The sequence below is a fragment of the Acinetobacter sp. B-6 genome (genome assembly GCF_056930735.1).
This window is the reverse complement of sequence record NZ_JBXPBY010000008.1, coordinates 80,803-94,480: the sequence shown is the minus strand read 5'-3', so window position 1 is coordinate 94,480 and position 13,678 is coordinate 80,803. Positions and strand designations below refer to the sequence as shown.

The window sequence follows — 13,678 nt, the reverse complement described above, 5'->3', positions numbered from 1 at the left end:
TGATTTTTTATAGAGAATATCGGGGGGACAATCAGAACAATAAAGCACAAGATTCGAAGTGATTAATCCACGTTCACCAACTCCAATTGCTCCATACATGCTGTACAAAAAATCACAGACTCATTGTCCAAGCTTTGAATTTGCAGTTCATAGACAAAGCCTGTCAAGGTTCGATTACAGCCATCACATTGCTGTAAATTAAAATGGCAAATGAAATCCACATGCTCATAGATATAGTATCCGTCTGTATATGCTGTCATGTGATCCCTTCAAAGCCAATATTCTGGTTGTCATTTTAAAGTTTTTAGCTCGAAAATTGGGCTTAGACAACTTGCTTCGCGACAAGAATAGACGCGTATAAATTCATAAATTATTTTGGATTAGCACACAATTTTCTGAGTATAATCATAAATTAATACTTAAATAAAAATGTAAAAAATGGGACATTATTCAACACTTTGGATTTCATCCGATCTCGATAGAATCACGGGTGAAATGGATGAAAATGAAACCTATCAAGAAGTTAAATACTCGATTCCATTATTTTGGTTAGCTTTATTTAAAGCTGAAGACATTCAACCTCTTCAAGATGAAGAAGGCTTAACCTACTATGTCTTTCGTGCAACAATCTTAAAAAGTTGTGAAACATTTAAATCTAGACTCAATATATGGTCAGCACTCTATAATGACGAAAAAGTCGAAATTTTAGCTCAAGCATTTTTACGATATTTACAACGCACTCCAACATTCTCAGTCGAACTTAACGTGACTGATATTATGGGAATGATGATTGATCCGTTTAGCATAGAGCCTAAAAATGAAATGCTGGATATGATCAATTTCATCGAAGAAAAACATCGTGATCCCACAAGCCCATCACCATCGAAATATTGGCTTCCAAAATCTTTTAAGCTAAAAACACCACAACATCGATATTCAGATATAGACGGTTTTGGTGAGTCTTTACTGCCTTGTGTTGAAGTGGATATATGGTTAAATAGAAACGTAAAATTAAATAATTCTATTGAAAATAAATTAAACAAATCTTTTGATGAAGCACATTTTTATCAAATACTCTTATCCAAAGAGGAAATATCATCAGACATCCCATTGAATTATAAACATCGGTTCTTATTTCTCACTCGAATCAAAAATAGGCAATTACGCAAATGGCTCTTTCAAGTATTCTTGGTGAATGAAATCCTATTTTTCTTTTTTTTGTGGCTTAGTCTATGTTTAAGTAGCATTTTTATGCTTTTTAACATTAAAACTTTTTCCTATTTTGAGATAACTGGCATTGTTATTGGGTTTATTGCATTTAGCTATTTTATTTTCCGAAAAATAGTGAAGAGAATTAAGATATTCAAAGACTCAAATTAACATCAATTTTGCCTGAGCAATTTACTATAGAACTCACTCTTATCAATTTAAACTGATCAAATAACGACTATGCTTAAAGATAATCAAAATTTTTTGGGAAAGATTGGAACTACGCTTGCCTTCTCTGTATTTTTATTCACTATAATTACTAACAACCATCAATTTTTTTATCAAAATCTTAGGAATATTATTGCATTACAAAATTTAAAATGGAAGGTCATCCATATCGATGTTGGAAATGACCTAAACTATAATATCGTTAACTATCGTAATAATACCGCTTCTTTAGTAATTACTCTAAATTCAAACACCATTATTGAGGAACCATGCGCAGATTACATCTCAACATTTTGTACAAAAGTAAAAGAAGACGTATACACCCCAAACAGTTTTAACTTTTATGTCAGTTATGACCCAAAAGATCAGCCTATTTTCTTCTACCATTACATATTAAAAGACATTCACTTTACAAATGATAAAAATGAGCAACAAACTTTACCTTACTTAGAAGAAATGCCAAACAGTCAAGCTAACATTCTAAAAGCTAAAAAGCATTTACTAAGTTCAATAATTTATACAGGTATTGGTTACTTTCTTTTAATTTTTATTTTATGGGCTGTTTTCAAACACATTGCCCTCAGATATAAAAAGATAACTCTGTTTTTGACCATAGTATTAACCGCCACTTTAATCATTCACTTTGTACATTTTATTATTCAATTTATGATTATTATCTAAACTCCAGACACAAAAAAACCGCAATGAAGCGGTTGATTTACCATCCGAAGATGTTCAAGTTGGTGCGCTCAGAGAGATTCGAACTCCCGACCCCTTAGTTCGTAGCCAAGTGCTCTATCCAGCTGAGCTATGAGCGCAATACTTGTGTTGCCTAAAGGCATTCGTTACTTGTTGATTAACTTATTGGTGCGCTCAGAGAGATTCGAACTCCCGACCCCTTAGTTCGTAGCCAAGTGCTCTATCCAGCTGAGCTATGAGCGCGTCATAAGTAATCGTTGGCGGTGAGAGAGGGATTCGAACCCTCGATACAGTTACCCGTATGCATCCTTAGCAGGGATGTGGTTTCAGCCACTCACCCATCTCACCGTAACGAGCCGCCATAATACAAAGTTAAACCCGATTCGGCAAGTGATGATATTAAAAAAAATAGAGAAATTTACTCAATTAAATACTTTTTAAGCGTTTTTCATCATTTTGTTGTTTTTTTATGCTGCAAAATATTCATCATCTTAAAAAACATGCCCAATTTCTAAAAAAACCAAATTAAAAACACAATATTGCAATCAATTACGTGCAGTATTGCACGGTATGTCTTATGCTAATCCTATCTTCTGACTAGAAACCAAATACATCATGAAAAATTGGGTCGATCCTGAAGCCAAAGCTGAAGCTGAGCGTTACGACAATCCCATTCCAAGTCGTACACTGATCTTAGAAATCATTGAGCAAAAACAAGAAGCATTGTCACATGCCGATCTTGTAGAACTGTTTGAAATTGTCGATCAGAAAAGTATAGATGCTTTAAGCCATCGTTTAAGTGCAATGGTACGTGATGGTCAGTTGATGAAAGATGGTTTTAAGTATCAACTCATGGCAGATCAACCGACCCTTGATGCCACAGTTTATGTCAATGCAAAAGGCTTAGGGGTTGCCAGTCTGGATGGTAAAAAAGATGAATACTTGCTACCTGAGCGTGAATTACGCCAAGTCTTTCATGGCGATCGTGTAAAAGTTCAGCAAACCTCTGTCGACCGTAAAGGGAAAGCGTGGGGATATATCACCGAAGTGACTCAACGCCGAGTGAAGCAATTGATTGGTAAAGTTGCAGAATTTGATGGTGAGTACTTTATACAACCTGCCAATCCTAATGCACATCAACCTATTACCTTAGAAAAAGAACTCATTGAGCATGCCAAAGCCAAAGTGGGTGATGCTTTACGTGTAGAAATTGATGACTATCCTACTCGGGACGAATTTGCGACAGGTCATGTGATTCAGTCCATGGCGGATAAAGCAGATACTGAAATTATCATCCCTCAAACCATTTTAGAATATGGTTTACCTTATGAATTCCCAGAAGAAGTCATCAAAGAGGCTGAGGCTTATAAAGAACCTTCAGCAAAAGATCGACAAGGACGTATAGATTTACGTGATTTACCTTTAGTCACCATTGATGGTGAAGATGCTCGCGATTTTGATGATGCTGTTTATGCTGAAAAGCGTGCAGGTGGTGGTTATCGTGTAGTTGTGGCTATTGCCGATGTCAGCCATTATGTGCGAATCGGTCAACCTTTAGATGATGAAGCACAAGAGCGCGGTACATCCGTGTATTTCCCTCACTATGTATTGCCCATGTTGCCTGAAGCGTTATCAAATGGATTATGTTCTTTAAATCCACATGTTGACCGTTTATGTATGGTCTGTGATTTAAATCTCAGCCGTGCAGGTCGGGTAACTAAATTTGAATTCTACCCATCGGTGATGCATTCAAAAGCAAGATTGACATACACTCAAGTTGCACAATACTTAGATGGCGACAGCAATGCGATTCCTGAAGATCGTGATGTGCGTAAATCTGTCAATACACTTTACCAATTATATGAAACATTAAAAGGTTTACGTGCACAGCGTCATGCAATGGAATTTGAAACCGTTGAAACGTATATGACCTTTGATGAATTAGGTGGAATTAAAGAGATTTTACCGCGCACTCGAAATGTTGCACATAAATTGATTGAAGAATGTATGTTGCTCGCCAACGTTGCAGCAGCAGAATATTGTTTAAAAAATGAAGTCCCTATGCTGTACCGTGTGCATGAAGCACCAGAGTTTTCACGCATTCAAAAAGTCAAAGACTTTGTCAAATTACTTGGTCTTAAATTCCCTGATCAGCCGACACAGGCGGACTATCAAGCTGTTATTGAAGCGACCAAAGATCGTATTGATGCGCCAAGTATCCATGCAGTGTTGTTACGTTCAATGATGCAAGCTTATTATGGACCAAAAAATGTAGGTCACTATGGTTTGGCTTATGAAGCATATACTCATTTTACCTCACCAATTCGTCGCTACCCTGACCTGCTCTTACATCGTGCGATTAAAGCCAGTTTAACCAACAAAAAGTATCCACTTTCAGGTGCGGCGTTAGAAGATGCAGGTGAACATTTCTCTGCAACTGAACGTCGTGCAGATGAAGCTTCTCGTTCTGTCACCTCATGGTTGAAATGCCACTATATGCAACAACATTTAGGTGAAGAGTTTGTCGGTGTAATCAGTGCAACGGCTGAGTTTGGATTATTCATCACCTTAAAAGACTTGTATGTCGATGGTATGGTGCATGTGAGTCAGTTAGGCGATGATTATTTTGTTTACGATCAAATGAGCCAAACTTTAATTGGACAAAATCGTGGACAAGTTTTTGGTCTAGGTGATGAAGTGAAGATTAAGGTTGCTGGCGTCAATCTGGATGAGCGCAAGATTGATTTTGAGTTGTTGCAACAACTGTCTCATGCAGGTCGTGCGATTCGCAGTCGTGCTCCACGTGTTGCCAAACCAACAGCAAAAGAAGAAGTTTTCTCTGAGCGTCCTAACAAGGCTAAATCTGAATCTGATCGTTCAAATGTCAGTGAAGATGGAGAACGCCCCATTCGAAAGAAAAAAGCCAAAGGAAAACCCAGCTCTTACAGTAAAAAATCTGGAAAAAGTACTTCAACAAAGTCTGAAGCAAAGACTAAAGATAAAGTGAAGAAAAAGGTAAAAAAGAAAAAGTCGAATGCGAAAGCAAAAGATGAATAATTTTTTAGGAAGCCTTACTTTGTAAGGCTTCTTTTGATTAATTGAGTCACTTTATCATTCAAAACATGCAAAATAAAAATATAAAATCTATTGTTTGTTTGATCTATATTTATATGCTCGTCAGTGCGATCTGGGTTAAATCAAATGCAAGCTTTTTACTTAACCCTAAGTTAGATATTGCATTATTGGTGCTTTGTGCAGTACTCACGATAATTGCTACAATTTTAATTTATGTTTTTAGAAAAAATATCAAACAAATTGATCCTTTAAATATAATTTATGATCCAGAAAAAGCTTTTAATTTATTATGGTTACCCCTACTTATTTTCTTTTTTATTGATTGCCAAGTTTCTGGAATTGTTCCTATAGCATATACCTCACTTTTGGGAGAACAGAAACTGATAAATGTTCAAACACATACCATTTATAAATCAAATCGCCGTAATTTTTTCACGTGTAATTATCAATTGGGTATCAATGATCATTCTAATGAATTTCTAAATCTCTGCATTTCAGAAGATTTCTATAACAAATTTAAGGATCAGCAAGAAATTCCGACTCAACTTATTGTCGTTGAGTCACCATTAGGCTCTTTAATTACTCACATTAAAGTATTTAGTCACGGATGATTCCATTCGTTAAAATTGAAATGTCCAATATGCGTTTACTCTATAATTATTAAATAAGAATAGCCCAAGAAGCAAAGTTATGAAAATTAAAACCACCATGTCACTTGCAACACTGTTACTCAGCTGTGTAGCTTCTGCTGATAAAATCACTTTTAAAACTCAAACTATTCCTCAAAAATATACAAACTTTTCAGGAGACATCCCTTTTATCCAAGGCAATGGCTTTGAAAAAATCAATCAAAAGATCCAGCAAGAACTTTTAGCAGATGAAACGTCTCGAATTGATTTTAGTTCAGAGCAGGTTTATCAAAATCACGATTATTTAAGTATTCATATCCATTTAGAAATTGAAGGTGGTCGAAGTTATTATCGTGAAAAATACTATGTGATCGATTTAAAAAAGAAACAATTCGTGACTTTGCCACAAATACTCAAAAAACATCAATTGTCCGCAAGCCAAATTTCAAGCGAAATTGCCAAACAACTTGATCCATGTATTGAGCAACAAAAATCAGCAATCGCTGAGAATTGTGACAGCGCAGATCTGCAATATCTATATCGAGACTATGCAGAAGATCGAAAGATCATTGATCTAAAAAAAGCAGATGGTTTTTATCTGAACAAGGATATCTTAGGCATTAGTTTCGATGCTGGACCGTTTTCTATACCTTTTGAATACAATATCAAAACCAAACAGTTAGACTAAGCACTGTGTTAATTTTATTGTTATACCTTGATTTTGCCACTTAAAAGCCCTACATCTATCTATAACTTTAGAATTGATATGGCATAAAGCATATGACATTAAAAAAGGCAACTTTGCCTGTCCCCCAATTTGATCAAATCACCCTAGATCAACTTCAACACAATATTGAACAAGCCATTCAAAATGGTCAAAACTTTTTAAATGAATTGACTAAAGTTCCTGAAACGATTCAGCAACAACTTACCGTGATTGAAACGGTAGATACACTTGAAAACAATATGAGTGAATCTTGGGGAATTTTGTCACACCTCAATGCGGTCATGAACAATGCCGAAACACGCGAAGTGTATCAAGCCTTATTACCAAGCCTCAGCGAATACTACACTCAGCTTGGTCAACATGTTGCTTTGTTCCAGACTTATCAAAATGTCTATGACAACTCAATTTTTGCTGACTTATCAGCAGCTCAACAGAGTGCAATTAAACTCGCGCTTCGAGACTTTAAGCTTTCAGGTGTCGCTTTAGAAGGTCAAGCCAAAAAACGCTATGCTGAAATTTCAGCACGTCTATCACAACTCTCGTCAGACTTTTCAAATCATGTTTTAGACTCGACCCAAGCATATAGTAAAGTTTTAACGACAGAACAGTTAAAAGGTTTACCGCAAAGTAGCATCGAATTGCTCAAACAATATGGACAGCAACGTGAGTTAGACCAACCTGTTGCTACTTTAGATATTCCATCCTATTTGGCGATCATGACCTATGCTGATGATCGGGCTTTACGTGAAGAGCTTTACCATGCCTACGTAACACGTGCATCTGATCAAGCAATTGACACACAGTTTGACAATGCGCCGGTCATGGTTGAAATCCTGAGCTTACGTCAGGAAATGGCAAAGCTTTTAGGTTTTGACAATTATGCTGAATATTCACTTGCATCAAAAATGGCACCCGATGTTGCCACTGTAGATCAATTTCTTGTGGATTTAGCAGAACATGCGCGCACTCCAGCATTAAAAGAAGTTGATGAACTCAAAGCCATCGCCCAACAAGATGGTATCGATGAACTGAAAGCCTGGGACAGTACCTATTATTCTGAGAAACTTAAAGTTCAACAGTTCAATCTTTCTCAAGAAGATTTAAAACCTTACTTTCCTGCACCTAAAGTCATTCAAGGCTTATTCAATATTGTAAAACGCTTGTATGGTATCCAAGTGATTGAGCGTGAAGCTCCACTTTGGCATAAAGATGCACACTACTATGAGCTAGAAGATCAAGGGACTGTAATAGGTGGATTCTATTTTGACCTTTATGCCCGCAATGGTAAACGTGGTGGTGCATGGATGAGTGGCTTCCGGTCACGTATGCAAACCGAAACAGGTTTACAAAAACCAATTTGCTATATGGTTGGAAATTTCACCCCTCCTGTAGGTAATCAACCTGCGTTATTAACACATGATGAAGTGAATACCTTATTCCATGAGTTTGGTCATGGCTTACATCACATGTTAACCGAAGTGGATAATATCGCAGTTGCAGGAACACACGGTGTGGCTTGGGATGCAGTTGAATTACCAAGTCAATTTATGGAGTTTTGGACTTGGGACCGTGAAAGTTTAGCTTTAATCAGTGAACATATCGAATCTAAAGATACACTGCCCGATCACCTGCTTAAAGCATTGTTGGATGCACGTTTCTTCCAATCAGGTATGCAAACGTTACGTCAAATCGAATTTGCTTTATTTGACTTAACCATTCACAAGCTCACTCCTGCACTGAATGCAGAACAGATCCAAGCGACTTTAGATGATATTCGACATAAATATGCAGTGTTAGCGACTGCACCTTATAACCGTTTCCAAAATGGGTTCAGTCATATTTTTGCAGGAGGTTATGCTGCAGGCTATTATTCCTACAAATGGGCTGAAGTTTTAGCCAGTGATGCTTTTGACCGTTTTGAAAATGAAGGTGTTTTTAACACCCAGACTGGTCAAGAATTTCGTAAGGCAATTCTTGCAGTTGGCGGAAAAGATACAGCACTTGACGCATTTATCAATTTCCGTGGTCGTGAGCCAAAAATAGATGCATTATTGCGTCATCAAGGTTGGACGAATAGCTAAAAAAACGCTTAAACTAACGGTCAAAATTGTTTAAAGTGTGGTGGGTGTATGAATATTAAACGTCGTTTCATTGCTGGTGCAAAATGTCCGAAATGTGAAGCGATGGATCGTATTGTAATGCTCACCCAAGGCGATGCTGAATGGATTGAATGCATCGAGTGTGGTTACTCTGAAAATCGCCCTACTCATGTAGATGCGCCTGAAGAGCCAGCCATACCTGATGAAATTGGGGTGATTCAATTCAAGCCTCGCTCTTCAAAATAAATTGGATCTTATAAAATGTATGTAGAAGAAAGAAATAATTCAAAATTAATGTGGATCATTGCAGGTGGCTTAATAGCGGTTATTTTATTAATTGCAGGTTTTTTCTGGTTGAATCATTCATCTGAAACGGCACAAAATAATGAGCAAATTCATCAAACTGCACCTACCAAAAAAGTACCAGAAACTGCTCCAGTTACCGCACAGCCCGCTGAGCAAAGCGCTTCTGCAGCCAATGTGGAATTAGTCAATGAAACGATTTTAAAAGATAAAGTCCCAGAGAATGCCAGTTTGGCAAAAGAGGAAGTTGCCAAGTTAGAAGACATTCAAAAACAATTGGATGATCAACAGCAGAACCTCACCTCTCAACATGCGGATGCAGATCAATTGATTAAGTTGAAAGAAGAGCAAATTAAAATATTAGAACAACAACTTGCTACTCAAAAGCAATAAAGCGGTGGATTCATAAAAACCTAAACAAACACACTGTTTAGGCTTTTTTATGGTCAATAAAATACATTTAAAGTGAGTCGAGTGACTGTTTATTTCGTTTGCCCCATTGAATCGGTTTTTGCATCATTTGTGCCAATAAAATTCCACACAATGTCAGACCACCACCAACCAAATGGAAAACTTGCAGCTGTTCTCCGAGCAACGCCACTGCAATTAAAGCAGTAAAAATCGGCAATAAATTCATAAAAATACTATTCTTATTCGGTCCTAAATGCCTTACCCCCTCAATCCATAAATAAGACAACAAAATAGACGAGAAAATGCTGGCATATAAAATTAAAGGAATGGTGTGTTGATTCAACTGCATTTGAGAAGCAGGTAAAAAAATGGAAAAAGGTAAAACATATAGGATTGCAAAAGTAGACATCACAAAATTTGCTTGCCAAGCAGGGATCGGCATTTTCCAACGCTTTAACAGAACACCATATAGCGCATAACCGATTGATGCAATAAGCATCAAGGCATCACCAAGATGCATACGTTGAGTAAACACCTGAGCAATATGTCCATGACTCAATAAGTACAAAATACCATAAAAAGATAATAAGCCCCCGATCACCAAACCATAACTCATCTGATCTTTTAAAATCCAAGTACTTAAAATAATTGTCAATAAGGGAATCAGCGCTGTGACAATCGACATATTGGTTGCAGTCGTGGTAGCAGCAGCCTGATAAGATAAAAACTGAAATAATGAGACTGATAGAAAGCCACCTAAAGCCAAGTGCTTCCAGTATTGAGCAATGACTTTACGATTTTTCCATGTCGGAATCAGAACAAAAGTACTCATCACAGCCAATGCAAAGACCAATCGATAAAATGTAATCGCTATCGGTGAAATCGCATGACTCGCCATTTTGGACACAATGACATTTCCAGCCCAAAACAAAATGGCAAACAAGGGATAGAAATATGCTTTTTGGAACATAAGCTTCTGCCTATACAGAAAGAAGCAATCATGTTAAAAAATATTGATTTCGGGCTTGTACGACAAAATGACAAAAATTATCGAGAAAAGGACATTTTATTTATGATAGGCACAGGGTCATGTTGAAAATAAAACCAAACATTCAAATATGGGGGTAGGTCGTTGGGCAATAATTACGATCATGGATTTTTAGATTATCCTGTATATGCATTTACAGAAAACTATAGTCACGGTCATGTAGAAGATTGGCACAGCCATGATCGAGTTCAGCTCATTCATACGCTTACGGGTGTAATTCGAGTACAAACCACAGAGGGAACTTGGGTTACACCTCCTGGACGTGGTGTATGGATTCCTGCCTATCAGCTTCATGCCTTACACATCAGTGGTGATGTACAAGCCTATGGCGTATTTATCGAGCCTGATGCACGTGATCAATTGGTGAATCATTGTCGTGTCGTGAGTATTTCTCCCCTGCTCAAAGAGTTGATTCGTCATGCCATGCAGATTCAAAGCCCAATTCAGCCACACAGTCGAGAGCAGCGATTACTTGAGTTGATTTTAGATGAAGTGGCTCTACTAAATGTACTGCCTTTTAATTTGCCCGAACCGCAAAATATTAAACTACAAAAACTCTGCGTTGCTATTAAAAATGATCTGGCTCAGGATTGGAGCTTAGCACATGCCGCAGCACTTTTGCATATCAGCCCCAAAACCCTTACACGACATTTTCAAAAAGAAACCCAAATGCATTTTAGTCATTGGGTTCGCCAAGCCCGCTTGATGCAAGCAATGATTGATCTCGCAATGAATAAGTCAATTTTCAATGTTGCTTTAGATTTAGGTTATGACAGTGCAAGTGCTTTTAGTGCCATGTTTAAACGAGAGACCAGTTTAACGCCCAGTGAATATATTCAACAATTTCAGTCTGACTCACTCTAAACACGGTCATCAAGTTTTAGCACAATCATCGACATATCGACTACAGCTATTTATAAATGTTCGCTTTAACTTTTTTGCTCAAATATATCAGCACTTAAAAGCTGTAATTTCTCCACATAATACATACCATCAAAAAAAGCGCCCTAAGGCGCTTTTTAATTGTGGTCATTACTTCGCACTATACCAATCAAATAGATTAAATAAGTAAGGTGCATAGGTCACGATCATTAAGGCAGAGAACAAGACCACGATTGGTAAGATCCAACGCTCATAACGATAATAGAAGCTGGTATATTTTGCTTTCGCTTCAGCGTCAGCGGCGGCGACTTCAGCATCGCCCACAGAGAGCCTCGTCAGCAAATGATTCAGTGCAACTGGTGGCGTCACATAACCGAACTCGAATGCAACCAATACAATCATCCAGAAGTGGATTGGATGGATACCATTATCAAATGCAACTGGCGCAATCGTTGCAGCAACAAGAATCACCGCACCGAATGGATCTGTTGTCATCCCGATCATTGCAAGCAATAACGCCATAAAGCCAAGCGTTACCAAGATACTGCCCAGATGCGTTGGAACCATGGTCACGATTTCGCTACGCTCAATCAAACCACCCACACTTGCAGACAATGCCATCAGGATAATCAGTGCACCAATATGTCCTACACTCTCAGAGGTCGCAAAACGAATCGCACTGCGGAAACCACGCTTAGTTTCTGCGGTATCTCCATGCTCACGTAAGTACTCTGAATTCTTTTCATGTTCCAGTGCAAGTGCTTTATTTGGATTTTCCGGAATTGGTAATTTATTGCCAAATAATTTATCAAACAAAATAAATGCCAACAGCATGATTGGAAGAATAACAGGTGCAGTAAACTCATCCATTTGCGTGTCTAAACCGAACTTATAGAAGCCGATCACAACTGCAACAATCAAAATATATGGGATCACAGGTAAAAATGCGCGCAACATACCTGGAACTGCAACTTTTGGTGAGTTAATGCGGAATTTATTCTCTGCAAGGAACAATGACACCCCGAGGAAAATAAATGCAGTTAACCAGAATACATAGATACCGTGATCAAATAATTCATCAGAAGTGACATGGCGGCTATCAAGCATCGAAATTAAAATCACCAACAGACATGGACGTAATACCACACCCAATGAACCTGACATTGCTGAAACAGCCAATGCATATTGACGGCGTGCACCAGAATTCCATACTTCTTTATAGATGATCGCACCCGCGGCAACAACGAAGATACCCGATGCGCCAGTATAGGCTGTAGGAATTGCAGCACCAATCAAAATGATCCAAGTCAATGTTTCTGGCGCCAAGTTCCAAGGGCGTAAAATCGCCAAGAACAAGTCCATGACTCGGGTTTGAGTCAGTAACATCCCCGCCCAAATGAACAGCGCTAAGTTCAGGAAGATATTAGAGAACTCAGTCAATAAGCCAAGGTAAATCCCTTGTCCCATTGGATAGTCCATAAAGAATGTAAAGGCAATACCCGTTACAATCGCCATGAAGGCATATAAAGGAATGCTGAGCAGTGCTAGTCCAAAATTCCCACCTTCTTCGGCTGTTTCAGGTGTGCGGAATAATTTATACAGGCTAATCACGGTGAGGACGGTAAATAGAATCATCCACAACCAGTAGACACCGATGGTTTCCAGTGTAGATTCTACACCTGAGTTTTGTACGGAACGATACTGGCTAATTACCGAGAAACTGAGCAATGCATTACCAAGCACCATTGCAACGTTATAAACTTTAAAATCAAGTTTGGTTCGTGCAGGGCGTAAACCAATATGATGCATTTTTAATGATGCTGTGATTGCAGCAATCACCACCATCAAAATTAAAATCAGGACGCGATGTTCAGAGCCCCATTTCAATATCCAGAAAAAGCCCGTTTCCATTGAACGATAAGTACGAATGGATGGATGATCTTCCATATGCTTCATTGACTTATCATAGAACGCATATTTTTGTTCACAATCAGTCTGGGCTGAAACAAATGACGCTCGGACATCTGCCTCAGGTGTTAACCCGAAAAACGCAGCATCAGGATCACTGGCTTCCTGTTGCATTTTTTCTTTTACCAGCTTATCGATGTCTAGATTGCGATCACATGAAGGTTGTTTTGGTTCGGCACGTAAAAAGGAATATTGCATTCCTATTTTTTCGTCTCCATACAGGCGTTCGCCTAAACGGAGCATTTGCCCATGGATCATATCCCCTGTCCCAATAATCAAGGTCAGCAGGAGTAGAATAAGGATGGAAAAGGTTGAGAACCACTCATTCCAGAGATAACTGAGTAGACCTAATCCCGATCTATTATTTACAGGTTCTTGCATTGTTATTCCAGTTTTAAAA

Annotated in this window: 12 protein-coding genes and 3 tRNA genes; 9 read left to right on the top strand and 6 right to left on the bottom strand. The window is 38.1% G+C overall.

The annotated features are described in order from the left end of the window. Positions 1-62: 62 nt before the first annotated feature. Entirely contained in the window at positions 63-260 is a 198-nt protein-coding gene (locus AC1Z3T_RS11425; protein WP_004825146.1) for a hypothetical protein, read from the bottom strand. A 178-nt stretch (positions 261-438) separates the two neighbouring features. Between AC1Z3T_RS11425 and AC1Z3T_RS11420 the strand changes: the two genes are divergently transcribed. Both AC1Z3T_RS11420 and AC1Z3T_RS11415 read left to right on the top strand, forming a co-directional pair. Continuing rightward, a complete protein-coding gene (locus AC1Z3T_RS11420) occupies positions 439-1,380 on the top strand; it encodes a hypothetical protein (protein WP_483396658.1) in 942 nt (313 codons plus the stop codon). A 69-nt stretch (positions 1,381-1,449) separates the two neighbouring features. Further along, a complete protein-coding gene (locus tag AC1Z3T_RS11415; protein ID WP_100884446.1) occupies positions 1,450-2,118 on the top strand; it encodes a hypothetical protein in 669 nt (222 codons plus the stop codon). A 60-nt stretch (positions 2,119-2,178) separates the two neighbouring features. Here the strand turns inward: AC1Z3T_RS11415 and AC1Z3T_RS11410 are convergent. The 3 genes from AC1Z3T_RS11410 to AC1Z3T_RS11400 form a co-directional block, all read right to left on the bottom strand. Further along, positions 2,179-2,255 (bottom strand) — tRNA-Arg (locus AC1Z3T_RS11410). 47 nt (positions 2,256-2,302) lie between these two features. Next, positions 2,303-2,379 (bottom strand) — tRNA-Arg (locus AC1Z3T_RS11405). A gap of 15 nt (positions 2,380-2,394) precedes the next feature. After that, positions 2,395-2,484, bottom strand: a tRNA-Ser gene (locus AC1Z3T_RS11400). Between the two features lie 264 nt (positions 2,485-2,748). Here AC1Z3T_RS11400 and rnr point away from each other — a divergent pair. From rnr to AC1Z3T_RS11370, 6 genes are all read left to right on the top strand, one after another. Continuing rightward, the gene (gene rnr / locus AC1Z3T_RS11395; RefSeq protein WP_213065034.1) at positions 2,749-5,193 is read left to right on the top strand and encodes a ribonuclease R; all 2,445 of its coding nucleotides are present in this window, start codon (positions 2,749-2,751) and stop codon (positions 5,191-5,193) included. Positions 5,194-5,258: 65 nt separating this feature from the next. Then, positions 5,259-5,822 (top strand): hypothetical protein, encoded by a 564-nt coding sequence (locus tag AC1Z3T_RS11390; protein WP_005034104.1) that lies wholly within the window; start codon positions 5,259-5,261, stop codon positions 5,820-5,822. Between the two features lie 79 nt (positions 5,823-5,901). After that, positions 5,902-6,528 (top strand): hypothetical protein, encoded by a 627-nt coding sequence (locus AC1Z3T_RS11385; RefSeq protein ID WP_419319973.1) that lies wholly within the window; start codon positions 5,902-5,904, stop codon positions 6,526-6,528. A 92-nt stretch (positions 6,529-6,620) separates the two neighbouring features. Then, on the top strand, positions 6,621-8,648 hold the full coding sequence (locus AC1Z3T_RS11380) for a M3 family metallopeptidase (RefSeq protein WP_419319975.1): 2,028 nt from the start codon (positions 6,621-6,623) through the stop codon (positions 8,646-8,648). A 54-nt stretch (positions 8,649-8,702) separates the two neighbouring features. Further along, a complete protein-coding gene (locus AC1Z3T_RS11375; protein ID WP_171064900.1) occupies positions 8,703-8,912 on the top strand; it encodes a YheV family putative zinc ribbon protein in 210 nt (69 codons plus the stop codon). A gap of 15 nt (positions 8,913-8,927) precedes the next feature. Next, positions 8,928-9,362, top strand: coding sequence for a hypothetical protein (locus tag AC1Z3T_RS11370; RefSeq protein ID WP_005034111.1), 435 nt, complete (start codon positions 8,928-8,930; stop codon positions 9,360-9,362). A 67-nt stretch (positions 9,363-9,429) separates the two neighbouring features. On the opposite strand, the gene AC1Z3T_RS11365 is transcribed toward AC1Z3T_RS11370, so the two are convergent. After that, complete coding sequence (locus tag AC1Z3T_RS11365) at positions 9,430-10,350, bottom strand: DMT family transporter (RefSeq protein ID WP_005034113.1); 921 nt, start codon at positions 10,348-10,350, stop codon at positions 9,430-9,432. Positions 10,351-10,512: 162 nt separating this feature from the next. Between AC1Z3T_RS11365 and AC1Z3T_RS11360 the strand changes: the two genes are divergently transcribed. Further along, positions 10,513-11,292 carry an AraC family transcriptional regulator gene (locus tag AC1Z3T_RS11360; RefSeq protein ID WP_005034115.1) on the top strand — a complete coding sequence of 260 codons (780 nt, stop codon included), beginning with the start codon at positions 10,513-10,515 and terminating at the stop codon, positions 11,290-11,292. A 168-nt stretch (positions 11,293-11,460) separates the two neighbouring features. Here AC1Z3T_RS11360 and AC1Z3T_RS11355 read toward each other — a convergent pair whose 3' ends face one another. Beyond that, a complete protein-coding gene (locus tag AC1Z3T_RS11355) occupies positions 11,461-13,659 on the bottom strand; it encodes a TRAP transporter large permease subunit (protein ID WP_004825161.1) in 2,199 nt (732 codons plus the stop codon). Positions 13,660-13,678 lie beyond the last annotated feature (19 nt).

Coding starts and splice junctions, on each gene's coding strand:
- AC1Z3T_RS11425 (WP_004825146.1), bottom strand. CDS start 260: ATGACAGCATATACAGACGGATACTATATCTATGAGCATGTGGATTTC.
- AC1Z3T_RS11420 (WP_483396658.1), top strand. CDS start 439: ATGGGACATTATTCAACACTTTGGATTTCATCCGATCTCGATAGAATC.
- AC1Z3T_RS11415 (WP_100884446.1), top strand. CDS start 1,450: ATGCTTAAAGATAATCAAAATTTTTTGGGAAAGATTGGAACTACGCTT.
- AC1Z3T_RS11390 (WP_005034104.1), top strand. CDS start 5,259: ATGCAAAATAAAAATATAAAATCTATTGTTTGTTTGATCTATATTTAT.
- AC1Z3T_RS11385 (WP_419319973.1), top strand. CDS start 5,902: ATGAAAATTAAAACCACCATGTCACTTGCAACACTGTTACTCAGCTGT.
- AC1Z3T_RS11380 (WP_419319975.1), top strand. CDS start 6,621: ATGACATTAAAAAAGGCAACTTTGCCTGTCCCCCAATTTGATCAAATC.
- AC1Z3T_RS11370 (WP_005034111.1), top strand. CDS start 8,928: ATGTATGTAGAAGAAAGAAATAATTCAAAATTAATGTGGATCATTGCA.
- AC1Z3T_RS11365 (WP_005034113.1), bottom strand. CDS start 10,350: ATGTTCCAAAAAGCATATTTCTATCCCTTGTTTGCCATTTTGTTTTGG.
- AC1Z3T_RS11355 (WP_004825161.1), bottom strand. CDS start 13,659: ATGCAAGAACCTGTAAATAATAGATCGGGATTAGGTCTACTCAGTTAT.